This window comes from Duganella sp. 1224 (assembly GCF_013408245.1).
Lineage (GTDB): Bacteria > Pseudomonadota > Gammaproteobacteria > Burkholderiales > Burkholderiaceae_D > Rugamonas.
The window spans coordinates 135,389-158,377 of sequence record NZ_JACBYS010000002.1 but is presented as its reverse complement, the minus strand read 5'-3'; the positions used below and the strand labels follow the sequence as shown (position 1 = coordinate 158,377).

The window sequence follows — 22,989 nt, the reverse complement described above, 5'->3', positions numbered from 1 at the left end:
AGGGCGCGAGCGGCGGTCCTGGGGCAGGCGATCATGCCGCCCGTCGTTCCGGCGCAGGCCGGAACCCATGGAACATCGGCATCGCCAAGGAGCATGCTGCCGATGGATGCCGGCCGGCGCCGGAATGACGGATCGGGGTCAGGCGAAGGTGTCGACCGCGCCGGCCGGCAGGCGCCGCGCCGGTGGCGCGTTGCGGGCCGCGTCGGCGTCGGTGCCGCTGTCACGGCCGTAGCTGCCGCCAGAACGGCCGTTACCGCCGCCACTGCCGCCGCTCTGCGTCGAGCTGGCCTGCTGGCTGAAGGCGTTGTTGCCCTGATCCGACATGCCGGCCGAGACGGTGGCATTGCCCAGTTGAATGCCGGCGTCGCTCATCATTTCCTTCAGCTTCGGCAGGGCGTTTTCCAGCGCCTGGCGCACTTCCGGCGCGGCGGAGCTGAAGGCGGCGGTGGCCTGGTCCTTGTTGACGCTCAACACCACCTGCAGCGGGCCGAGGTCGGGCGGATTCAGTTCCATCGTGGCGCTGTGCTCGCCGCCGGCGGCCATGAAGATGATCTTCTGGCCCAGTTGCTGGTCCCAGGCCTGGGTGCCGACGCGGCTGCTGAGTTTGTCCGTCGGCACGGCGCTGGCGGTGGCCTTGGCGATTTCCTGCGCCGCGTGGCTGGCGGTGGGCGCGATGGTGATAGTGGCTTGCTCCTTCAGCGCGGCGGCGGTTTCGGCGCGGGGGGCGTCGGCTTTCGGCACGGCCGCCAACTGGGCCGGATCGGCGGCCGCCTGCTGTTGCTGCTGGGTCTGCGACATCTGCGGCCGGGTGTCGCCGGCCGCCGCGGCCTTGGTGTCGGTGTGGCCGAGGGCGTTGGCGCCGGTCTTCGGCGCGGCGGCATCGGCCGCCACGGCGCCGTCGGTCGGCTGCGCGCTGGCGCTGGCGCTGGCCGCGCCGTCCGTGGCGGCCGCGGTGGCGCCGTCGCCGGCGGCCGGTGGCAGGCTGTCGGCAGCGTCGGTCTTGCCGGCGGCTGCCTTGGCGGCCGCGGCCGTCGCAAGCGCCGCGGCGGTGGCGGTCGCGTCAGCGGCGCTCTGCGCACCGCCGCCGGCCTTGCCCAGCGCGGCCTTGAAGTCGGCCACGCTGGCGGCGGCCTGGTCCTCGGCTGTTTGCAGGGCGGAGGCATCGGCCTTGGCGGCATCGGCGGCCTGCGCTGCGGCAGCGGCCGCGTCGGCGGGCAGGGCGGCGCCGGCAGCGCTGGCCGCGGCCGCATCGGCGGCCAGGTCGGCTGCGCTGGCGGCGCCCTGGCCGACAGCGGCGCTGGTCGCGGCGGCGTCCGCCGCTGTGGCGGCAGGGGCGACCGCCGCGGCCGGCTGGTTGAAGGCGGCCACCAGGGCCAGCATGTCGGCCACCGGATCGGCCGCTTGCGCGGCCTGGGCGTCGCTGTTGGCGCCGTCGGCACCGTCGGCGCTGGCCTTGCCCTCGCTGTCGCCGGAAGTGTTTGTGGCTGGCGCGGCAGCGGGCGCGGGCGCGCCAGCGGCCTGGTTGGCGCTATGGGCTGGCGCGGCGTCGGCCTCGTCGTGCTGTGGCTGTTTCGCCGGCGCGGCGGTTTGCTGTTTCGGCGCCGAGGCGCGCGAGGCGTTCGGCCGCTCGGCGGCACGGGTCGGCTGATTGCTGCCTGGCTGGCTGGCCTGGCGCTGGTCCATCTCGCGCGACAGCGCTTGCTTGAAAGCGTTGTTGTCGGCGCCGGCGCCCAGGTTCAGGTTGACTTTGGGCGCGGCCACGGCATTGGCATTCAGCACGGGAATCTGGAGGTTATTGCTTTGCATGTTACGCGCTCTCTATGTCATCGTTTGTAGTACGCCCCGCGAGCCGCGTGTTCGTCCATGGCTTTCTGGTCGCGCTTGTTGTCCAGCTTGAGCGCGGCGGCATCGGCCCGGTCGTTCAGCGTCGAATACGACATGCGCTTGCGTTCGCTGCTCTGCCAGGCGGTTTTTTCCTGGTGACTGCGCAACTCGGCGTGCCGTATCATTTCCAGCTGGCCCCTGATGGCCACTTCCAGCTTGTCGATGAAGGCAACGAAGTTGCGGTAGGCCATGGGCGTGATGCCGGCGGCCTGGGCCGCCTCGAAGCGCTTCTGGTACTCGTCGCGGAAGCCGACCAGCATCTCGTGCTTCTGCTTGGCCTCGTCCACGGCTTTCAAGGCAATACCCAGCCGCTTGGCGGCGTCGTCTGTTTCACGCCGCGCCAGATCCATCAGGGTTGCAAGTTGCGCTTTGGAGGCCATGGTGACAATTATAAGTAGCGTGTTGCCCGGTCAATCAGTCGAATAGCGAGGTTAATTGCCCTAAACTCTCGCCCATGGTGACGCGTTCCGTGATTTGTTGCTGCAAGAAATTTTCTATCCGATCATGCAACTGGATAGCCTGGTCGAGTACCGGGTCGGTGCCGGCGGCGTAGGCGCCCACGCTGATCAGGTCGCGGCTGCGCTCGAAGCGCGAGAACAGCTGCTTCAGCTGGCGCGCCCTGGTCTGATGCTCGTGCGAGGTGATCGAGTGCATCGCCCGGCTGATCGATTGTTCAATGTCGATGGCCGGGTAGTGGCCGGCCTCGGCCAGCCGGCGGTTGAGCACGATGTGGCCGTCCAAAATCGCCCGCGCCGAGTCGGCGATCGGGTCCTGCTGGTCGTCGCCCTCGGTCAGCACGGTGTAGAAGGCGGTGATCGAGCCGCCACCCAGCTCGCCGTTGCCGGCGCGCTCGACCAGCACCGGCAGCTTGGCGAACACCGACGGCGGATAGCCCTTGGTGGCCGGCGGCTCGCCGATGGCCAGCGCGATCTCGCGCTGCGCCATGGCGTAGCGGGTCAGCGAGTCCATGATCAGCAGCACGTTCTGGCCCTTGTCGCGGAAGTGCTCGGCGATGGCGGTGCAATACGCCGCGCCCTGCAGGCGCATCAGCGGCGGCGTGTCGGCCGGCGCCGCCACCACCACCGAGCGCGCCAGGCCTTCCTCGCCGAGGATCTGCTCGATGAATTCCTTGACCTCGCGGCCGCGCTCGCCGATCAGGCCGACGATGATGATGTCGGCCTCGGTGTAGCGCGCCATCATGCCCAGCAGCACCGACTTGCCGACGCCGGAGCCGGCGAACAGCCCCATGCGCTGGCCGCGGCCGACGGTCAGCATGGCGTTGATGCAGCGCACGCCCACGTCCAGCGTCTCGACAATGGGCGCGCGGTTCAGCGGATTGGCGGGGCGGGTGTTGATCGGCGCGCTGTCGTTGGTCTGGATCGGGCCCAGGCCGTCCAGCGGCCGGCCGGCGGCGTCGACCACGCGGCCCAGCAGCTCGATGCCGACCGGCAAGTGGCGCGCGCGGTCGCTCGGACGGCGGCGCGGGTGGGCCACGCTGCCCGGTTTCGGGATGGCCGGCTCGACCGGAAAGACGCGGGTGCCGGGCACCACGCCCTCGACGTCCGACTGCGGCATCAGGAACAGCTTGTCGCCCTCGAAGCCGACCACCTCGGCCTCGATCTTGCCGCCGTTGGGCAAGGGCACGGTGCAGGCGGCGCCGACCGCCAGGCGCAGGCCGACCGCCTCCATCACCAGCCCGGCCACGCGGGTGACGCGGCCCGATACCTGCATCGGCTCGACCATGGCGGCCAGCGCGGCGCAATCGCTCAGATAGGATTTCCAGCGGCCGGCATGCGGGCTGGCCGGGGGGGCGTTGAGACTGCGGTCGACGGTGTCCATGGCGTCAGTCCAGCCAGTCCACTTCCTTGCCGAGCGCGTGGCTCAGGCGTTGCCAGCGCGCGGCGGCGCTGGCGTCGATGGTGTTGCTGGCGGTGTCGACCTTGCAGCCGCCGCGGCCGACCGACGGGTCTTCGACCACGCGCCAGCCGCCCTTGTCCAGTTCCTCGCCGAGGCCGGCGCGCACGGTCGGCGCGTCGTCCGGGTGCAGCACCAGCAGCGCCGGCTGCTGCAGCGCCGGCAGGTATTCGATGGCGTCGCGCACGATCGGCAGGATCAGCTCGGGCTTGACCTGCAGCGCGTTTTTCAGCATGCCCTTGGCCAACTGCAAGGCCAGCTCCAGCACGTCCTGGGCGATCAACTGGTCGGCGTCCTGCAGGGCCTTGCTGAAGTTGTCGGCCAGTACGCGCACCTGCTGCAATTCCTGTTGCAGCGCCTCGTCGGCGGCCTTGCGGGCGGCCTCGGTGGCGTCGGCGTGGCCGGCCGCGTGGCCTTCCTCATAGCCGTCCTTGCGCGCGTCCTCGCGGATCGCCTCCAGTTCCTCGACGGTGGGATACTCGATCGGGGGCGGCCCCGGCGGCCCCATTTCCATTTGTTCCTGTTGCGCGTGCAGCGCCTCCTGCACCCGCTGTTCGGCCTCCAGGCGGGCGTTCTCAGCCTCGATCTCGCGCTGTTCGGCTTCGCGCAGCGCCACCACGCTGGGGCGCTCGTCGCCAAACGAGGTCATTTCCCAGCGCTTGAAGGCCGGCTGCGCGTCTTTCGTATGGATAACCATTAAACGAACGAATCCTCACCTTTGCCACCGAGCACGATCTGGCCTTCGTCGGCCAGGCGGCGCACGATCTGCAGAATCTGCTTTTGCTGGGTTTCCACTTCCGACAGCCGCACCGGCCCCTTGGATTCCAGGTCCTCGCGCATCATTTCCGAGGCGCGCGCCGACATGTTCTTGAAGATCTTGTCGCGCAGCTCCTGCGACGCGCCCTTGAGCGCGATGATCAGCATCTCGGACTGCACCTCGCGCAGCAGCAGCTGGATGCCGCGGTCGTCGATGTCGATCAGGTTGTCGAACACGAACATCTCGTCCATGATCTTCTGCGCCATGTCGTTGTCGTAGTTCTTGATGTTGTCCATGACCGAGCTTTCCTGCTCGCCGGACATGAAGTTGAGAATCTCGGCCGCCGCGCGCACGCCGCCCAGCGTCGATTTCTTGATGTTCTCGTTACCCGAGAGTAGCTTGGTCAGCACATCGTTCAGCTCGCGCAGCGCGGCCGGCTGCACGCCGTCCAGCGTGGCGATGCGCAGCACCACGTCGTTGCGCAGGCGGTCGGTGAAGTGGCCGAGGATCTCGCAAGCCTGGTCGCGCTCCAGGTGGACCAGGATGGTGGCGATGATCTGCGGGTGCTCGTTGCGGATCAGCTCGGCCACGGATTGCGAATCCATCCACTTCAGCGACTCGATGCCGGAGGCGTCCTTGCCGCCCAGGATGCGCGACAGCAGCACCGAGGCCTTGTCGTCGCCCAGCGCCTTGGTCAGCACCTGGCGGATGTACTCGTCCGAGTCCAGGCCCACGGTGGAGGCGGCCGCGACCATGTCGCGGAAATTGTCCAGCGTGCCGACCACTTCCTCGTGCGGCACGTTCTTCATGGTCGCCATGGCGGCGCCCAGCTTGAGCACCTCGCGCGGGCCGAGGAACTTCATGACCTCGGCGGCCTCGGTTTCGCCCATCGCCAGCATCAGGATGGCGGCTTTTTGCAGTCCGGTATTCTCAGTCATTGGCGCCTATCCATTCCTTAATCACGTTGGCCACAATGCGTGGGTCTTCCACCGCCAGTTTCTTGGCCATGGCCAGGTTCTCGCGGTAGCCGCGCGCGGTGTTTTCTTCCATCTTGCGCAGCTCTTCTTCGGCGATGAGCGCCTCGTCCGGACCTTCGTCGATCTCTTCTTCCGGCACTTCCGGTTCCGGCTCCGGCGCGTTGATCTCGTCGATCTTTTTGAACACCGGCCGCATCATCGGACGCACGATGCGCATCACAATGTACAGCAGGATCAGGGCGGTGATCAGGAACTTCGCCAGGTCCTTGGCCATCGGCAGGTTGGCCGGATCGCGCCACCAGTCCGGCGGCGCCTCGTACGGCTTGTCGACGCCATCGAACGGCGAGTTGGCGACGCTGACGGCGTCGCCGCGGTCCTGGTTGTAGCCCATGGCCTGCTTGACCAGATCATTGATCTTGGCCATCTCTTCAGGAGTATAGGCCTTTACCGTGACTTTGCCGTTCTTATCGACGATGCGCTTGTAATTGACCACCACCGCCACGGTCAGGCGGCGCAGGCCGCCCATGCCGCGTTGCTCGTAACGCACAGTCTTGTCGACTTCATAATTGGTGGTCGATTCCTTGTGGCTGGGCGCGCCGGCAGCGCCGGCGGCCGGCACCGCGCCCGGCGGCGTGCCGGGGGCGGGCGCGTTGGGGCCGTTGGCCTGGGCGGTCTGGTTCAGCGGCGCGGTGGCCGTGCCCGGCGGCTGGTTGGACAGCGCGCCCGGAATGCCACCCGGATTGTTGTTGTTGCCATTGCCATTGGTTTCGCTGGTCTGCTGGCTGCGGATGGCCGACGCCGCCGGCGGCGAGTTCGGCTTGTAGTTCTCGGAGGCCTGCTCGATCTGGGCGAAATCGACGTCGGCCACCGCCTCGGCGCGCACATTGCCGTCGCCGACGATGGGGATGATGATGGACTCGACCTGCTTGATGACCTGGGTCTGCATGTCCTTGACGTATTTCAGCTGCTGCTCGTCGAGCTTGGCGTTGCTGGCGCCCGGCTTGTCCTGGTCGGAAATCAGGTTGCCGGCCTGGTCGACCACGGTGACGTTGGACGGCAACAGTTCCGGCACGCTGGAGGCCACCAGGTGGACGATGGCGCCGGTCTGCTGCTTGTCCAGCATGCGGTTCGGGTGCAGCGTGACGATGACCGAGGCGGTTGGCTTCTGCTGGTCGCGCACGAACACGGACGGCTTCGGCAGCGCCAGGTGGACGCGGGCGTTCTCGACCGGCGCCAGCGACATCACCGAGCGCGCCAGCTCGCCCTCCAGCGCGCGCTGGTAGTTGACCTGTTCCTGGAACTGCGACACGCCCAGCTTCTGGTTCTCCATCAGCTCGAAGCCGACGTTGCCGCCCTTGGGCAGGCCCTGGGCCGCCAGCTTCAGGCGGATATCGTGCACCTGCTCGGCCGGCACCAGGATGGCGGTGCCGTTGTCGGAGAACTTGTGCTTGACCTGCATCTTGTCCAGTTCGGCCGTGATGGCGCCGCCGTCGCGGTCGGTGTAATTGGAGAACAGCACCGCGTACTCGGGCGGCTTGTTCCACAGCCACAGCCCGATCAGCACGGCCAGGATCGCGGCGGCGCCGGCGGCGCGCACGAAGTTCTTGCCCATCGGCGTCTGGATGAAGGGCAGTTTTTCGGCACCGTCGTCTGGTGCGCCTGCTGTGGCGTTATCGATTTCTTCCGCTACGGCCATGATGGTTGGGTCCCGAATACGAGGGTTCTAGAAGGAATAGCGCCATTATTGCTTGTAATCAGGAAATTCAAACCGGTGAACAGCACCCCCTTTCCGGTCTTGCTCGTGGCAGGAGGCTGGACTGTCCCTTGGTATTCTGTCAGCACTGATAAAGCCTTGCCGTATTGTAACAAGAGGAGCAGCAATGAGAACAGGTGGAATAGACAGCAGCCAGATCCAGGCGATGATTGCGCAGCTGAAGGCCCACGCCACGCGGCCGGGGCTGACGCCGCCGGTGATTCAGACCGAGCCGGCGGCCACGCCCAAGGCCGACTTCACCGACGCGCTGAAGAAATCGCTGGACGCGGTGAACGCCAGCCAGCTGGATGCCGATGGCATGAGCAAGCGTTTCACGATGGGGGACGACACGGTCAGCCTGTCGGATGTGATGATCGCGCAACAAAAAGCCAGCATCAACTTCCAGGCCACGCTACAGGTGCGCAATAAGCTGGTATCGGCCTACCACGACATCATGAGCATGCAGGTGTAAAACTCCGGGGTCAGGTCCTCCATTTCTACACGAGCTGTGCCGTAGGCGTCGCCTACGGCACAGCTCGTGTAGAAATGGAGGACCTGACCCCGGAGTTAAGTTAGCTCAGGCCGGCGATGCGGGCGTTGCGTTCGCGTTCCAGCTTGGTGATGTAGCGCTGCACCGCCGCCAGCGCGCCGCGCGGGATGCCGACGAACTCGCAGCCCAGCCGGCGGTTGGTTTTGTTGTTCAGCAGCGTCAGATCGAGCGCGTTGCGCACCTGCAGCGCCGTGCTCACCGCGCCGATTTCCGGCAGGTCGATGCGGCAGTCCGGGTATTCCTTGCCGACGGCGTTGCCCAGAATCATTTTGTTGTCGAGGATGGAGATGCCGCCGCAGCTGATGTCGGCCAGCGGGAAGCTGGTCGGCCCGCCCAACTCGGCTGGCAGCGGGATCAGCACCCGCACCGGGTTGGTCACCGGCGTGGCGATGCGGTAGTACTCGCGCCGCTGCAGCCGGATCAGCGTGGCCGGGATGGCGATGCGGAACGCCGGGTTGCCTTCGTAGCTGGCGGCCTCCACCTGGTCGGCGGCGAACAAAATGCGCACCTTGTCCAGCGAGGTTTCAAACGACAGCTGGCGCGAGGCCAGCACGCGCTGGTTCTGTTCCTGGTCGATCGAGCAGTCCAGGTAGACCGCGTTGGCGGCTTCGTCCACCTCGAGGATGGAGGTCACGCAGACGTCCGACTCGCCCTTGATGAGCATGCGGATCAACTGGTTTTTGTCGCCGATGCCGCGCAGCAGGGCCACGATCTCGCGCCGCGATTCGACTTCAAAATCGTGCCAGTTTTCCAATTCCGCATCCTGAAAGTGTGGGTACATCTGTGCCAGTCGAGTGTCAAATTTCGGTCAAGGGGATGCTGGTGTCCGGCGCGGGCGGCAGGGGCGATCCAGACTTTTGCGCTGCTTCAATATGATATAGCCACGCTAATAGTTCCGCAATCGTCCGATAGAGCATGGGGGGAATCTGTTGATCAAGATCAATATCCATGAGCAGCGAGACAAGCTCCCTGGACTCGTGGATGGCCACCCCGGCCTCCTGGGCCACGTGGATGATCTGTTCGGCCACCAGGCCGCGGCCCTTGGCCACCACCTTGGGCGCCGGCAGGCCGCTGTCGTAGGCCAGCGCCACCGCCTGCTGCAGCGGCTTGCGCGGGGCGTCAGCCGTCATGGCCGTCCTCCTGGCTGATGGTCAGCGAGGCCAGCTGGGCGCCGGCTGCCGCCATCGCGCTTTCCAGCTGGCCGGACCAGGCGCGCAGCGTGACGGCGCTGCTGTCGCTGTCGGTCTGCACCTGGATGTGCACCTGCTCGCCGATCAGCGTGACCGCCGCCGACACCGCGCCCAGCAGCGGCAGGCGGAAGCGCACGCCGCTGCGCCATAGCGGTTCCTGTTCGCCCTCGGCCTCGCCGCCGCGCCCGCCCTCGCGCGGCTCGCGCCGCACGTCCCATTGCATGTCCTGGCCGGGCCAGGCCTGGCCGTTCCACAGCACGCGGTTCTGCTCCTGGGTGTGCAGTTGCTGGTTGACCATCTGCGCGGCGCTCAGGTCGGGGCCGTTGCCAGGCGCCCGCGCGGCCGCCTCGCCGCCTTGCTGCAGCAGGCGCTGCATCTGCGGCTCGCGCATCAGGTCGGCCAGCGGACGCTCGCCCTTGACCCATTCCGCCACGTGCGATTCGTAGAACAGGCCGCTCTTGGAGATGCTGTCCTGCAGCTTTTGCGCCAGCTCGGCGGTGTCCGGCGCGGCGTTGCCGAACAGCGCGGTCTTGCCGATCAGGGCCAGCTGCGCCGACTGGCCGGCCTGGGCGGCGGTGCTGAGCAGGCTGGTCAGCACGCGGGCGGCGCTGCTCAGCGTCGGCTGCGGCGTGTTGGCGCCCAGTTCGGGCAGTTCGTTGGCTGGCGTCAGCGGCGCCTTGCCGAGCAGCGTGGCGGCCAGGCTTTGCGGCTTGACGCCGTCGGCCGGCGCCGCGCCGCCCGCCGTGCCGGCCGTCAGCGTGGCGGCAGCCTGCGCCTGGGCCTGGCCCGGCGGCGTGGCCAGCGCGGCGGCCGGATTGGGCGTGGCGGCGGCGTTCGGCGCCGGACGGCCGGCCTGCGCCGACACGTCGGGCAGATCGGCTGGCCCGGGGCCCGGGCCGGCGGCGCCGGCGTTCGGGGCGCCGGTGGGCAAGCCGGGGCGGCCCGGCGTGGCAAGCTGGCCGGCGGATGGGGGGGCGCTGTTCGGCGGCGCGGCGCCGGGTTTGGCCTGGCCGGGCAGGGCCTCGCCCTCGGCGGCGACGCCGGTCCCGGTGTCCGGCGCGGCGCCGGTGGGCAGGCCGGGCTGTCCGGCGCCGCCGGCCGGCTTGCCGCCGCCGGGCACCAGCACGGCGCCGCTTTGCGAGGGCAGGTTGGCGGCCGCTTCGCCGCCCTCGGCCGCGCCGGCCTCGCTGTAGACCACGGTGGCGGCACTGCCGGGCGGACTGTTGCCCAGTTGGAAAGTGGGGCGCGGCTGGGCGCTGAGCACGGTCAGCGGCACGTTGCTGCCGACCTGGGTGTCGCCTGGCAGCATCATGCGCACGGCATTGTCGGCCACCTTGACCAGGTAGCTGCCGTCCTTCATTTTGGACATGACCTCGGCGCTGACGGTCTGCCCGACCAGGTTCTGGATGGCGCGCTGGAACGCCGCCTGGCGGCCGTCGCCGATCGCGACGCCGGCGCCAGCGCCATCAGCCGGCTTGACTGGCACAATGGTGGCGTCCAGGCGCGGCAACATGGCGCGCGCCCGGCTTAGACGCTACCGTAAGCGTTGACGACGCGCCGTTCGGTGCCGGTCGAGTTGATCAGCCGCGACAACTGGGCCATCCACGGCATCGTCAGGTCGCGGATCTGGCGGTCGGCGTTGAGCATCTGGCGGATGAAGTCGATCTTGCGCTCGCGGTCGGCGCCGTGCATCGGCTGCTGCGGCTCCTGTTCGCGCAGCGCCTGCGCATGGGCGGCGCAACGCTGTTCCAGCAGCACCAGGGTGTCCCAGTCGCTGCGCTGGGCGGCCTGCACCATCTGTTCGGTCAGGTCGGCCATGGCGGCGTACACGGACAGCACGTCTTGAATCGTCATCATAAATCAGGCGCTCGCGAGGTTAGGTTGGGGGATGCCGCCGGCGGCGGGGGTGTCGGCGATCGCGTTCCAGGCGTCGCGCAACTCGGTCAGCAGGCGCTGCACTTCCTCGACCACGCCGAGGTCGCTGTTGACGTTGGCGGTCAGCAGGCGGTTGCTCATGTATTCGTACAGCGCGTCCAGGCTTTCGGCGATCTCGCCGCCGGCTTTCTTGTCGAGCGCGGCGCGCAGGCCGCTGTCGATGATCATGATGGCCTTCGACAAGGACTTGCCCTTGACCGCGATGTCGCGGTTGCGGATCCCGCCGGCCGCGTCGTTGAGCGCGGCCAGCGCGCCGTCGAACAGCATGACGATCAGCTTGTGGGGGCTGGCGGCCAGCACGCCGGTTTCAATGCCGATCTTGGCATAGGCGCTGACGCCGGTTTGTCGGGATCCGAACATATGTGTGACTCCTTTTTCAGTACGGTCTTGCTTAACGGTTGGCGGCCAGCGAGGCCAGCTGCTGCGTCAGGAACTGCTGGGTGGTGTTCATGCTGGCGATCGACGTGTCGAGCGCCGAATATTGCGCCCGGTAGCGCTTTTCCACATCGGTCAGGCGGTCGGCGAAATCGGCGCGCTGCTGGGCGATGTCGGTCACCGAGGCGTTCAAGCCCTTGGTGCGGCCGGCAATGGTGCCGTTGCCGCCGAGGTAGCCGGCCGCCAGCGTGTTGAGCATGTAGGCATAGCCCTGCGAGAAGCCGAAGGTGCCGCGCGGGCCGGTGGTGTCGCCCTTGATGGTCAGCTTCAGGCCGTCCACCGGCGCTCCCGGCGAGCCGGTCAATACCTGGCCCTTGCCGGTCGCGCTGTAGCCGCCGATGGTGCCGGCCACGTCGACGCCGTCGACCGCCGTGCCGCTGCCGAAGATGGCCGAGACGTCGGTGCCGGTGGCGGTGGCGATCTTCAGGTTGGAGGCCGAGCCATAGGCGGCCGACTGCAGCTTCAGCGAGCCGTCGTCGCCCAGCGTGGCCGTCACCGACGAGCCGGCGTTGGAAAACGCGCTGACGCCGTTGATGGTCGATTGCAGCAGCGTGGCCAGCTGGCTCGGGTTGTAGGTGCCGGCCGGCAGCGTGATGGTGGCGGTGTTGGCCAGCGTGGGCGGCTTGGTGTCGTTCAGCGTCACGGTCCAGGTGGTGTCCTGGGCGATCGTGGTTTCGGCCGGCAGCGGCAGGGTGCCCTGCAGCGTGCCCTGGGTGGCCAGCTGGGTGATGTTGATGGCGTAATTGCCGGCCTGGGTCTTGCTGGACGAGGTGTTCAGCGTGACGTCCGGGTCGGTGCCGCGGCCGACCGCCGCGAACAGGCCGGCGATGTCGTTGAAATTGCTGGTGATGGCTTTTTGCAGCTTGGCGTTGTCCACCGCCAGCGAGCCATCCTTCTGGAACGACACGCCGATCTGCGACAGGTTGGTCAGGCTGGTGCTCTGCAGGCCGGTAATGGCGCTGCTGAGGGTGGCGCGCACCGACGACTGCAGGTTGCGCAGCGTGCTGTCGCCCAGCAGCGGGCCACCACTCTTGGAGTCGGGGTCGTAGGCGCCCAGTTTGGACAGCGCCGAGTTGAGGTCGTTATACGCCTTGACGAAAGAGTTGACCGAATTGGTCAGCGTGGTGGAATCCTTGGCCACCGCCACCGAGGTGCTGCCGACCTTGAGTGCCTCGAAGCTGACGCCGGCCACCGCGCCGCTGATGCTGGTGTTGCTGCTGGTGACGGCAATGCCGTTGACCGTGGCCTGCGTGTCGGCCGCGGCGGCCTTCTGGCTGAGGTTCTGGGTGCCGCCGGGATCGTAGCCGAGCAGCTTGACCAGGTCGGGGTCGGCCGGGTCGGCGCCGGAGCCGGACAGCGTGATCTTCATGGTCGAGTTGGCGCCGGTGGCGGTCGAGGTCAGCACCAGGTGGTTGGGCGTGGCGCCGGTGCCGGTGCTGCCGTCCGAGACGATCGAGGCGGTGACGCCGAAGTTGCCCTTGTTGATGGCATCCATGATGCCCTGCAGGCTGTTGTTGGTGCTGTCGATGACGATGTTGCCGGCGGTGCGGGTCGAGTCGGCGGTGAAGCTGGCGTTCAGGTAGGCGCCGCCGACGCCGGCGCTCAGGCCGGCCGCGGCCGGGTTGCTGCCGCCCACCGTGATCGGGCTGCCGTCGGCCGACACCAGCGTGATGGTGCCGACCGCGGTGACGGTCGAGCCGATGTTGGCGGTGCCGGCGGCGTTGCCGATGCCGCCGGTGACGGCGCCGCTCACGCTTTCGGTCAGCGCCACGTTGCTGCCGTCGGCGTTGCTGAACTGTAAATCACCGCCGGCGGCGGTGCCGGTGACGGTGATGTTGGCGTCGGCCAGCGCGCGCGAGATGGCCGTGTCGCCAGTCAGCGCGGCGTCCAGCGAAGCGGCGGTGACGCCGGCGCCGCCGGCCACGTTGGCGCCCTGCACGGCGATCTCGACGCCGCCGACCGACAGCGTGTAGCTGCCGCCGCCGCTGGTGTCGATGTTGCCGAAGGTGCTGAACAGCGTCTTGTCGGTGGTGGCCGCCGAGGCCTTGGCCGAGACCCCGGTGGTGGTGGTCTTGTCGTTGATGGCGTCGGCCAGCGCGCGCGCGCTCTTGGTGGTGTTGTTGGTGCTGATGGTGGTGCCGTTGATGCTCACCGAGCCGGCCGTCAGGCCGCTGGTGCGGATGCTGTTGGCGAGCGCCGTGCCAGCGATGCCGAATTCGCTGCTGCTCACCGTGCCCAGCGAAAAACTGATGGTGGTCTTGCCGCCGGTGCCGATGGTGGCGGTGCTGCTCTTGTAGCCGCCCGAGGCCAGCGTCTGCGCCTGCGCCAGCTGGGTGACGTTGATCCGGTAGTTGCCGGCCTGGGCGTCGCTTTTGGCGGTGGCGGTCACCACCGAGGGGTCGGCCGGGGTGGTGGTCAGGGCCTGGAAGCTGGCCAGCGAGCTCAGACTGGAGAGTGTGCTCTGGAAATTGCCGAGCGCACTGGACATGTTGCCGAAGGCCGAAATCTGCGCCTGGAAACTGGCGGTTTTCTTATCGAAGTCGGCCAGCGGCGCGGACTCCACCGCCATCAGCTTGCTGACGATGCTGTCGACTGGCAGGTTGGAACCGATGCCGGGTGATGAGATGCCCACGTTGCGCTCCTAAGTAAAGCAATAATATAAGCTGGTATCGGCAAAATCAAACCGGACTTGAGAGGGGGAAAACCCGGCTTGTTTGGCGCTAGCCGCCCGGCGGGTCGGGCCGGCGGCGCTGCGGGACAGGATGCCACGGGTGGAAAAAAAACGGCGCGCACCTGGGTGCGCGCCGTGTCAGGCGGTCTGGTCGATCAACAGGCCGGGACTGCCCTTGTTTTGCTGCTCGTCGATGGCCTTGGCGATGGCCAGCGCTTCCTTGGTGGGGAACTGGCGCACCACCTCCTTGGTGTTCTGGTCGATCACCTTGACCACCGTGCGCTTGGTGTCCTGGTCGACCGAAAACTCCAGATTGTTGGCCTGCGCCTGCGGCGTCTTGTTCAACTTGGAAAGCGCATCGTTGACTTGCTGCTCGCTGGGCAGGGCCTCGGGGGCCTTGACCGCAACAGCAGTCTCGACGGGGGCGGCCGGGGCGCGCGTGGCGCCGCTGACCGGCGCGGCCTCGCCGCCGGCCGCCGGGCGGTCGAGCGGGCGGGCCGTGCTGGCGGAGCCTATGGTGTCGATAGTCATGATTGTTCCTTTGTGAAAAATCCCCGGCTGAAAAAATCAGCCGGGGATCCAGGTCAGGGCGACCGTTGCCGGTCACCGCTGGTCCGGAGTTTAACGCAGCAGGGACAGCACGCCGTTCGGCAGCGAGTTGGCCTGGGCCAGCATCGCGGTACCGGCCTGTTGCAGGATCTGGCCGCGGGTCAGGCTGGCCGTTTCCGCCGCGAAGTCGGTATCCTGGATACGGCTACGCGAGGCACTCAGGTTTTCCGTGGTCGTGTTCAGGTTCGAGATGGTCGACGTGAAACGGTTCTGGATCGCACCCAGCGAAGCGCGGTTGCTGTCGATCTGGGCCAGCGCGGCGTCGATCGTCTTCAGCGCGGCGTTGGAGCCATCCACGGTGCTGACGTCGATCTTGGCCACCGATTGCAGCTGCGAGCCGGCGGCGCTGTTGGCCACGATGCCGGTGCCGGCGCCCGAGTTGATCGAGAAGCCGCTCTGCGACGAGAAGTCCAGGTGGCCGCCGACGGTGACGACGTTGGCCGGGACCGGCGGCGTGCCGGCCGGGGCTTGGCCGGCGCCGATCGAGATGCTGCTGTCGCCTGGCGAGGCAGGGGTGGTGCCGGCGGCCGGCTTGTCGGCGCCCGCCATGGTCACCAGGGCCATCATGTCGTCGCTGGCGGTGTTGGTGTTGGCGATCTGGATGTCCGAACCGGAGCTGTTGCTCAGCTTGATGGTTTTGTTGCCCGACTGGTCCAGCTGGATCGACGCGCTGACGCCGGTGGTGCCGACTTGGGCGTTAATCGCCTGCGCCAGGCCCGACAGGTCGCCACCTTTGACTTGCGCCGAAATCGTCACCGGGTTGGTGTCGGTGGTGTTCGAGTTGTCGCCGCGCAGTTGGAACTGCACCGAGCCATCCTTGCTGGCCGTGAAGGCAGCGGTGAAGCCCAGCGTGGCGGTGGTGGTGGCGGTGGCGGTGACGCCGCTCTGGTTGCTCAGGGCGTTGACACTGGCGGCGATCGTCTTGGCGCTGTCGTGGGCGTTGACGGTCACGTTGGTGGTGGTGCCGTTGCCCGAGGTGATGGCCAGGGTTTGCGCGGTGGCGCTGTTGTTGTTCCAGGTGCCGGCCGCCACGGTCGAGGACAGCTGGCCGGTCTGGTCGCCATACACGGCCGACAGGGTGTTGTTGCCAATGTCGGTGGCCTTGGCCGACTGGATGCCGACGTTAATGGTCTGGCCCGAGTTGGCGCCGACCTGGAACTGGGCCGCGGTCAGCGAGCCGTCCAGCACGTTCTGGCCGTTGAACTGGGTGGTGTTGGCCACGCGGTCCAGCTCTTGCGACAGCGAGGCCACCTCGCCCTGGATCGACGCGCGGTCGGAGGCCGAGTTGGTGCCGTTGGCCGACTGCACGGCCAGTTCGCGGATACGCTGCAGCAGGTCGCCGGCGGTGCTCAAGCCACCTTCAGCCGTCTGAGCCAGCGAGATACCGTCATTGGCGTTGCGGGCAGCCGTGGTATTGCCGCGAATCTGCGCGCTGAAGCGGTCGGAAATCGCCAGACCGGCAGCGTCGTCCTTGGCGCTGTTGATGCGCAGACCCGACGACAGACGTTGCAGCGAGGTCTGCAGGCTGGCTTGCGACGACGACAGGTTACGTTGCGAGTTCAGCGATGCAATATTGGTGTTGATGACTTGTGCCATGGTAAATCTCCAAAACTGGTACTACGTATTGTGGGCCAGGTGCCTCAGTTCCCTTTGGTGTGTCTCCTGTTCCGAGACAATCACACCGCAGTTATTGCTGGTAACGGGTTCCCGTATGGAAAGTTTAGGGTGAGAATTTTCGCCGCCGGGCCTCAAGTTCGCCCCGCATGCGCGTCTAAACGACGTGGCGTGGCGAAACTTTAGGGGCAAAAAAAATTTTTTTCGGCGAAAAAAAAATGCCCGGCGCGCTGGCCGGGCAGGGGAGAAGGGCTGAAAACTGGCCTATTCGGCAACGACCACGCGGTTCTTGCCGGTCTGCTTGGCGGTGTACATGGCCTTGTCGGCGCGTTTGACCAGCTCGGTCTGGGCCTCGTTGGGGCGGCGCAGCGCCACCCCGGCCGAAAACGTGATCAGCACTTTCTCGTTATCGTGCAGGAAGAAGTGCTTGGTCAGCTCGCGCTGCAGCCGGGTCATGGTCGACGCGGCCGCCTCGACGGTGGTCTCCGGCATCAGGATCAGGAATTCCTCGCCGCCGAAGCGGGCGATCACGTCCATCGAGCGCAGCGTGTCCTTGACGATCTTGACCAGGTGCTTGAGCGCGGCGTCGCCGGCGATGTGGCCGTAGGTGTCGTTGAGCTTCTTGAAATCGTCCAGGTCCAGCACGGCGATGCACAGCGGCGTGCCGCGGCGGTCGGCGCGCGCGGTTTCGCGCTCGAACACGTCGTCCAGGCCCCGGCGGTTGAGGCTGCCGGTCAGCTGGTCCTCGCGCACCAGTTCGCTCAGGTGCTGCAGCTTGGCCTCCAGCGTGTGGATGCGCGCCTCGGCGTCCTGCACCTCCTGCTTGGCCAGCATCATCTTGTCGCGCGCCTTCAGCGCCTCGTTCTGGACGATGCGGGTTTCCTTCAGCACCTCGTCGAGGATGCTGTTGAGTTCGGCAATATTGTCGGCCTTGCTGATCTTGTCGGAGTAGCCGCCGATTTTTTCATGGAAGTCGCCGGTCGAGGCCGCCACTTGGCCGAGGCGGTCGATGAAGGTCATCATCATGTTCTTGACGGTCAGCTTGACGTCCGACAGGCTGTGCTTGAGCTGGCCCTGCTTGTAGATGACTTCCTTCAGGCTGCGCGTGGCTTCCTCCAGCGCGCGCACGTCCAGCGGGCCGGCGATCAGGTTTTGCACCGCCTCGATCTGGCCGCGCAGCCAGCTGTCATCGTCGAGCAGCTCGCTGACATTTTCCAGCAGCAGGCGGAACAGGCGCAGCAGCAGCTCCTGCTGCTCGCCGCTGTCACCGCCGCGCACCTCGATCTGGTAGCACAGCTGCTTCAGCCGCACGGCGATCTCGGCCAGCGCCTCCTCGCTGTGGGCAACCTTGGTGGCGTTGCCCAGCGATTCGGCCTCGGCCGCCAGCACCGGCGCCCCGGCCAGCAGCGAGGCCACGGCAAAGGTCAGCGTGCGCGCCAGCAGCTCGCGCAGGCTGCGCGTCTGCTCGCTTTCCTCGCCCGGCAGGCCGGCCACCTCGATGCCTTTTTTCGGCGCCACGAAATGTTTCTCGACCAGCTGGGACAGCGCCCGCGCGTAACCTTCCCAGTCGCGCGTCTTGACCGCGCGGTTGAAGCGCCGGCCGAACTCGCCCAGCTCGCCGGTGCTGTCGGTCAGGCGGGTGGCGAACTGGCTCAGCACCGACTCCGGCCCCGGATCGGCGCTGCCCAGCGGCGCGGCCGGCGCGGCGGCGGCCGGCTCGGCGGCGATGCCGGCGATTTCGTGGTAAATCTCGCGGTAGGCTTCCGGGGTCGGCGCGATGCGGCGCACCGCCAGGCGGCGGAACGCCTCGCGTGCGATGTCGGCCGGATTCTGCTCGGGCGATGTGGGTTTGCTGGACATGATGACGCGCGTACCTCTTTAGGATGACCAATGCCGGCAATGATAAGCGCGCCGCCGGGGCGGCATTGCCCGGATAAGGGGCGGGAACGTGGCTTTCATCTAAGCATTAACCATGTTGATTTGAGCAACAAGGCAGCGGCGCCGGCAACGCTATCTTACTCTGGCTTACTCGATCAGTTGGTTTTTAATCGCGTAGTGGGTCAGTTCGGCGCTGTTTTTCAGCTTCATCTTGACCAGCAGGCGGGCGCGGTACTCGCTGACGGTCTTGACCGACAGCGACAGTTCCTTGGCGATCATGCCCACCGTCTTGCCGGAGGCGATCATGGTCAGCGTCTGGTACTCGCGGTCGGACAGCGTTTCGTGCGGCGGCGCCTCGTGGTCGTCGCCGACGTGGTTGGCCAGCTCCTGCGCCAGCGCCGCGCTGATGTATTTGAGGCCGCCGGCCACCTGGCGGATCGCCGTCACCAGTTCCTTCGGCGCGCTCTGCTTGGTCAGGTAGCCGGCGGCGCCGGCCTTGAGCGAGCGGATCGCGTACTGGTCCTCGCGGTGCATCGACAGCATCAGCACCGCCAGCTCCGGCTTTTCCTTCTTGATCTGCTTGAGCACCTCGATGCCGTTGCGATCTGGCAACGAGATATCCAGCAGCAACACCTGGCACTCGGACTTGCGGAACAGCTTGACGGCGTCAAGGCCGTTCTCGGCCTCGCCGGCGACCACGATGTCGCGCGTCTCGGCCAGGATTTGCTTCAAGCCCTCGCGCACGATGGCGTGGTCGTCGGCGATGAAGACCTTGATGATGGCTTTTTCTGTCATGGACTGTCTACCCTGTGTGTCGGCTTGGGGCGCCACGACACTTTATTTCATAGTGGAAATGTTTTCTTCCGCTATTGTAGCGCCAGCGGCGGCCCGCACGGCACCATCCTGGGCGCCGGCGCCCTTAATTTTGATCGCCACCACGGTGCCGCCGCCGCTGGCGTGGCTCAGCGTCAACGTCCCGCCCAGCGCGCGCGCCCGCTCGGCCATGCCGCGCAGGCCGAACGAGGCCGGCTTGCTGCGGTCGGCCTGGCCGATGCCGTTGCCGTTGTCGCTGATTTTCAGGCTGACGTGCTGGCGCAGCCGCGCCAGCCTGACCGTGACCTTGCTGGCGTGGGCGTGCTTGGCGATATTGGTCAGCGCCTCCTGGGCGATGCGGAACAGCGCCGTGGCCTGGTCGTTGTCGAGGCCGATGTCGCGCTGGCTGGCGCTGAAGCTGCTGGCGATGCCGGTCTGCTTGGCGAACTCGCCCACCTGCCACTCCAGCGCCGCCACCAGGCCCAGGTCCAGCAGCGCCGGCCGCAGGTCCAGCGCGATGCGGTGGACGGCGTCGATGGTGCGGTCGACCAGGCCATCGACATAGTCGGTTTTCTCGCGCAGCGCCGGGTCGGCGCCGTCCAGCCGCGCCGCCAGCATCGCCACCGCCATCTTGATCGCCGTCAGGTTGCCGCCCAGTTCGTCGTGGATCTCGCGCGCGATGCGGGTGCGTTCCTGTTCCTTGACGCGGTCGGTGTGGGCGCTCAGCTCGGCCAGCCGGGCGCGCGAGTGGCGCACCTCGGCCTGCTCCAGCTTGCTGTCGGTGATGTTGGTCATGATGCCGTCCCAGCGCACGGCGCCGCCGGCCAGCGGCTGCGGCGTGCTGCGCAGGTTGATCCACTTGACGTCCTTCCAGGCGTCGACCCAGATCCGGCCCTCCCAGTTCCAGCTCCACAGCGCCGCCGCCGAGGCGCGCATCGCCTCCAGGTAGGACGGCCGGTCGTCCGGCAGGATCAGTTCCAGGAAGCGCTGCGGCGCCGCGTGCAGCTCGGCCGTGGTGACGCCCAGCAGCGCCTGGCAGCCGTCGCTCAGATACGGAAAGCTGACCTGGCCGTCCGGCTGCAGCACGAACTGGTACACCAGCCCCGGCGTGTTGGAGACGATGGCGGCGAAGCGCGCGCGCACCTGTTCCAGCTCGGCCAACAGGGACGGGTCCGGGGCGGGGGCGGGAAGGGCAGTAGCACTCATGGGGCTGCCATTCTAGCGCGTGTCCCAGCGGCGGCGGAAGCGTTTCAGCAGGCGGCGGAAGCGCGCCAGCCAGCTGCCCGGCCGCGGCGCCGCGTGTTGGCGCCAGTGGCGCCAGGCCTGGCGCAGCGCGTCGGCGCGCCGCCAGGCGCGGGTGGCGCGCAGGCGCGCGATCCAGCGCGCCTTCAGCGCCAGGAACCAGGCCAGCAGCGCGGCGAACCAGACGATGGTCAGCAGCACCGGCCGCGTCAGCAGATACAGCCGCGCCACCGCCGCCGCCCCGCCCAGCTTGGCCAGCACGATGACGCCCAGGCCCAGCAGCGGATGGCCGTGCGCCATGGCCCACAGCGCCAGCAGCTTGACCGGGAACAGCAGCGTGGCCGGCAGCACGAACAGCACCAGCGCCGCTGTCGGGCCGAGGCGGCAGATCCAGGCCTCCAGCCGGTGCAGCGGCGGCCACTGCGCCAGCCGGTGCATCACGCGCGCGCCGATGTTCCACAACCAGTCCTCCAGCAGCAACAGCAGCGCCGCCAGATAAACCAGCGGCGCCAACAGCCAGCGGTGGAAGCGGTACGGTCGTCTCATAGCTTGTTCCTTTGGCAGCATGATACGTGAAAGCCGTTACAATAGGCCGTATGAATAAAGCCTTTGTCAAAGAGAGCGAGCAGGACGACGACGACGACGCCGCAGCGCTGGCGTTGGCGATCCCGGCCGGCTCCAAGAATTACATCCGCCCCGAGGGCTACCAGCGCATCAAGGACGAGCTGCTGCAGCTGATCGACGTCGAGCGGCCGGAAGTGGTCAAAATCGTCCACTGGGCGGCCTCCAACGGCGACCGCTCGGAAAATGGCGATTACATCTACGGCAAGCGCCGGCTGCGCGAGATCGACCGCCGCATCCGCTTCCTGACCAAGCGGCTGGACTCGGCGTTCATTGTCGACCCCAGCGCGCATTACGGCAGCGACCAGGTGTTCTTCGGCGCCACCGTCACCTACAGCAACCAGCATGGCGAAGAGCGCACCATCACCATCGTCGGCATCGACGAGCTCGACCCGCTGAACGGCAAGATCAGCTGGGTGGCGCCGGTGGCGCGCGCGCTGACCAAGGCGCGCGAGGGCGACACCATTACCTTCCAGGCGCCGCACGGCGTAGAAGAGCTGGACATTCTGGAGGTCAGCTATCCTGCGCCGGCCGCCGATTAACCGCGGAGCAATACTCGGCCTGCTGCTGGCGCTGGCCGGCGGGCAGGGCGCGGCGTGGGCGGCCGACGTCTACATCATCGACATGAACTCCAGCAAATCGCAATACAGCGACAGCCACGTGCTGCACCTGCTGCGCGAGGCGCTGGAGGCGTCGGCGCCCAAATACGGACCGTACGAACTGAAAGTGGCGCAACTGCGCATGGAGCGCGACCGGCTGCTGCAGGAAATGGTCAAGGGCGACCTGGCCAACCTGAGCGGGCAGGTGACGTCGCCGGAATGGGAGCAGAAGCTGGTGCCGATCCGGATTCCGGTCGACAAGGGCATTTCCTGCTACCGCGTGTCGCTGATCGACAGCCGCAACCAGGACTTGTTCAGCGCGGTGCGCACGGTCGAACAATTGAAGACGCTGTCGCTGGGCGCCGGCCGGCAATGGAGCCTGACCACCAGCTACAAGCTGGCCGGCTTCGTGGTGGTCGAAGGCAGCACCTCGGCCGGGCTGCACAGCATGCTGGCGGCGGGGCGCTTCCAGCACTTTCCGCGCGCGATCGACGAGGCGGTGTACGAGCAGGCCGCGTATTTGCCGCAGATGCCCACGCTGGCGGTGGAGCGCAGCTTTGCGCTGTACGTGCCCTCGCCGCGCTATTTCTTCCTCGGCGGGCCGCAGCGGCAGCGGCTGGCGCAACGGCTGGAATACGGCCTGCAGCTGTTGATCGCCGACGGCCGCTTCGATCAGCTGTTCCACCAGTTCTATGACGGGCTGATCGACAAGACCAACCTGCGCAAGCGCCGCATCTTCCGGCTCGACAATCCGCTGCTGTCGCCGCAGACGCCGCTGTCCAACAAGGCCTACTGGTACGACCCCATGGAGCCGCGCGCGTTGCGCTAGCGCAGAACGCGGCCTTCCCGCGCCTGCTAGGTTGGCGGGATGCCAGGAGGGACATCATGCCACGCCAATCTCGTGTTGTATTGCCAGCCGTGCCGCTGCATGTGATTCAACGCGGGCATGACCGGCAGCGCTGTTTTTTCATGGATGATGACTATGTGGTGTACCGGCAATGGCTGCATGAGGCGGCGGTGCTGGCGGAGACGCATGTGCATGCGTATGTGCTGATGAGTAATCACGTGCACTTGCTGATGAGTGTGGCGGACGCGGCCGGGCTGGCGGGGATGATGAAGGAACTGGCGCAGCGGTATGCGCAGTATCTGAATTATCGCCACGGGACCAGCGGCACGGTATGGGATGGGCGGTACAAGAGTTGCCTGGTGCAGACAGAAGGGTATTTGCTGACGTGTCAGCGGTATATCGAGATGAACCCGGTGCGGGCCGGGATGGTGCGGTTTCCGGGGAATTACAAGTGGTCGAGTTACCGCTGCAATGCCGAAGGGCGGCATGACGAGGTGGTGACGCCGCATTCGGTGTACGAGCGGTTGGGGACAGGGGCGTCCGCGCGGCGGCAGGCATACCTGCGGCTGTTCCTCGAAACCCTGACCCCGCAGCAGCTCGAACAAATCCGCGCCGCGGGCAATGGCAACGGGGTGCTCGGTGACCGCGCCTTCATCGCCCAACACCGGCGTAGGACCCCGCAACCTTAAGCGATACGCAC

The 22,989-nt window shown here is 67.2% G+C and carries 22 protein-coding genes; 4 read left to right on the top strand and 18 right to left on the bottom strand.

The window, feature by feature from the left end:
* Positions 1 to 138: 138 nt before the first annotated feature.
* From FHW58_RS12780 to fliF, 6 genes are read right to left on the bottom strand one after another with little or no spacing between them, the layout of a single operon-like run.
* A complete protein-coding gene (locus tag FHW58_RS12780) occupies positions 139 to 1,806 on the bottom strand; it encodes a flagellar hook-length control protein FliK (protein ID WP_179673532.1) in 1,668 nt (555 codons plus the stop codon).
* Positions 1,807 to 1,823: 17 nt separating this feature from the next.
* Positions 1,824 to 2,264, bottom strand: coding sequence for a flagellar export protein FliJ (gene fliJ, locus FHW58_RS12775; protein WP_179673531.1), 441 nt, complete (start codon positions 2,262 to 2,264; stop codon positions 1,824 to 1,826).
* A gap of 34 nt (positions 2,265 to 2,298) precedes the next feature.
* Positions 2,299 to 3,723 carry a flagellar protein export ATPase FliI gene (fliI, locus tag FHW58_RS12770; RefSeq protein WP_179673530.1) on the bottom strand — a complete coding sequence of 475 codons (1,425 nt, stop codon included), beginning with the start codon at positions 3,721 to 3,723 and terminating at the stop codon, positions 2,299 to 2,301.
* Between the two features lie 4 nt (positions 3,724 to 3,727).
* Complete coding sequence (locus tag FHW58_RS12765; protein WP_179673529.1) at positions 3,728 to 4,495, bottom strand: flagellar assembly protein FliH; 768 nt, start codon at positions 4,493 to 4,495, stop codon at positions 3,728 to 3,730.
* Positions 4,495 to 5,493: a flagellar motor switch protein FliG gene (fliG, locus tag FHW58_RS12760; protein ID WP_092274555.1), complete on the bottom strand. Its 999-nt coding sequence runs from the start codon at positions 5,491 to 5,493 to the stop codon at positions 4,495 to 4,497. The genes FHW58_RS12765 and fliG overlap by 1 nt, the downstream gene beginning before the upstream one ends.
* The gene (gene fliF, locus FHW58_RS12755; RefSeq protein WP_179673528.1) at positions 5,486 to 7,228 is read right to left on the bottom strand and encodes a flagellar basal-body MS-ring/collar protein FliF; all 1,743 of its coding nucleotides are present in this window, start codon (positions 7,226 to 7,228) and stop codon (positions 5,486 to 5,488) included. Before fliF ends, fliG begins: the two co-directional genes overlap by 8 nt.
* Positions 7,229 to 7,412: 184 nt before the next feature.
* Here fliF and fliE point away from each other — a divergent pair, with 184 nt between their 5' ends.
* A complete protein-coding gene (gene fliE / locus FHW58_RS12750) occupies positions 7,413 to 7,757 on the top strand; it encodes a flagellar hook-basal body complex protein FliE (RefSeq protein ID WP_179673527.1) in 345 nt (114 codons plus the stop codon).
* Positions 7,758 to 7,857: 100 nt separating this feature from the next.
* On the opposite strand, the gene FHW58_RS12745 is transcribed toward fliE, so the two are convergent.
* From FHW58_RS12745 to FHW58_RS12690, 12 genes are all read right to left on the bottom strand, one after another.
* Positions 7,858 to 8,616 (bottom strand): flagellar brake protein, encoded by a 759-nt coding sequence (locus tag FHW58_RS12745; RefSeq protein ID WP_179673526.1) that lies wholly within the window; start codon positions 8,614 to 8,616, stop codon positions 7,858 to 7,860.
* A gap of 16 nt (positions 8,617 to 8,632) precedes the next feature.
* A complete protein-coding gene (locus FHW58_RS12740) occupies positions 8,633 to 8,965 on the bottom strand; it encodes an EscU/YscU/HrcU family type III secretion system export apparatus switch protein (RefSeq protein WP_179673525.1) in 333 nt (110 codons plus the stop codon).
* Complete coding sequence (locus tag FHW58_RS12735) at positions 8,955 to 10,538, bottom strand: flagellar hook-length control protein FliK (protein WP_179673524.1); 1,584 nt, start codon at positions 10,536 to 10,538, stop codon at positions 8,955 to 8,957. Before FHW58_RS12735 ends, FHW58_RS12740 begins: the two co-directional genes overlap by 11 nt.
* Positions 10,539 to 10,552: 14 nt before the next feature.
* The gene (locus FHW58_RS12730) at positions 10,553 to 10,882 is read right to left on the bottom strand and encodes a flagellar protein FliT (RefSeq protein ID WP_179673523.1); all 330 of its coding nucleotides are present in this window, start codon (positions 10,880 to 10,882) and stop codon (positions 10,553 to 10,555) included.
* Between the two features lie 3 nt (positions 10,883 to 10,885).
* Positions 10,886 to 11,320 (bottom strand): flagellar export chaperone FliS, encoded by a 435-nt coding sequence (gene fliS / locus FHW58_RS12725; RefSeq protein WP_179673522.1) that lies wholly within the window; start codon positions 11,318 to 11,320, stop codon positions 10,886 to 10,888.
* 31 nt (positions 11,321 to 11,351) lie between these two features.
* On the bottom strand, positions 11,352 to 14,027 hold the full coding sequence (gene fliD / locus FHW58_RS12720; RefSeq protein WP_179673521.1) for a flagellar filament capping protein FliD: 2,676 nt from the start codon (positions 14,025 to 14,027) through the stop codon (positions 11,352 to 11,354).
* 177 nt (positions 14,028 to 14,204) lie between these two features.
* The gene (locus FHW58_RS12715) at positions 14,205 to 14,597 is read right to left on the bottom strand and encodes a flagellar protein FlaG (RefSeq protein ID WP_179673520.1); all 393 of its coding nucleotides are present in this window, start codon (positions 14,595 to 14,597) and stop codon (positions 14,205 to 14,207) included.
* A 90-nt stretch (positions 14,598 to 14,687) separates the two neighbouring features.
* Complete coding sequence (locus FHW58_RS12710; protein WP_179673519.1) at positions 14,688 to 16,271, bottom strand: flagellin; 1,584 nt, start codon at positions 16,269 to 16,271, stop codon at positions 14,688 to 14,690.
* A 282-nt stretch (positions 16,272 to 16,553) separates the two neighbouring features.
* Positions 16,554 to 18,149 (bottom strand): GGDEF domain-containing protein, encoded by a 1,596-nt coding sequence (locus FHW58_RS12705; protein ID WP_179673518.1) that lies wholly within the window; start codon positions 18,147 to 18,149, stop codon positions 16,554 to 16,556.
* A 165-nt stretch (positions 18,150 to 18,314) separates the two neighbouring features.
* On the bottom strand, positions 18,315 to 18,962 hold the full coding sequence (locus FHW58_RS12700; RefSeq protein WP_179673517.1) for a response regulator transcription factor: 648 nt from the start codon (positions 18,960 to 18,962) through the stop codon (positions 18,315 to 18,317).
* A 42-nt stretch (positions 18,963 to 19,004) separates the two neighbouring features.
* Positions 19,005 to 20,186, bottom strand: a complete 1,182-nt coding sequence (locus tag FHW58_RS12695) for a sensor histidine kinase (protein WP_179673516.1) — start codon at positions 20,184 to 20,186, stop codon at positions 19,005 to 19,007.
* Positions 20,187 to 20,198: 12 nt separating this feature from the next.
* Entirely contained in the window at positions 20,199 to 20,768 is a 570-nt protein-coding gene (locus tag FHW58_RS12690) for a hypothetical protein (protein ID WP_179673515.1), read from the bottom strand.
* Between the two features lie 50 nt (positions 20,769 to 20,818).
* On the opposite strand from FHW58_RS12690, the gene greB reads away from it, so the two are divergent.
* The 3 genes from greB (at position 20,819) to FHW58_RS12675 (ending at position 22,978) form a co-directional block, all read left to right on the top strand.
* Positions 20,819 to 21,385 (top strand): transcription elongation factor GreB, encoded by a 567-nt coding sequence (gene greB, locus FHW58_RS12685; protein WP_179673514.1) that lies wholly within the window; start codon positions 20,819 to 20,821, stop codon positions 21,383 to 21,385.
* An 82-nt stretch (positions 21,386 to 21,467) separates the two neighbouring features.
* Positions 21,468 to 22,271, top strand: coding sequence for a hypothetical protein (locus FHW58_RS12680; protein WP_229265309.1), 804 nt, complete (start codon positions 21,468 to 21,470; stop codon positions 22,269 to 22,271).
* Between the two features lie 56 nt (positions 22,272 to 22,327).
* Complete coding sequence (locus tag FHW58_RS12675; RefSeq protein WP_179673513.1) at positions 22,328 to 22,978, top strand: transposase; 651 nt, start codon at positions 22,328 to 22,330, stop codon at positions 22,976 to 22,978.
* The last annotated feature ends 11 nt before the right edge of the window (positions 22,979 to 22,989 follow it).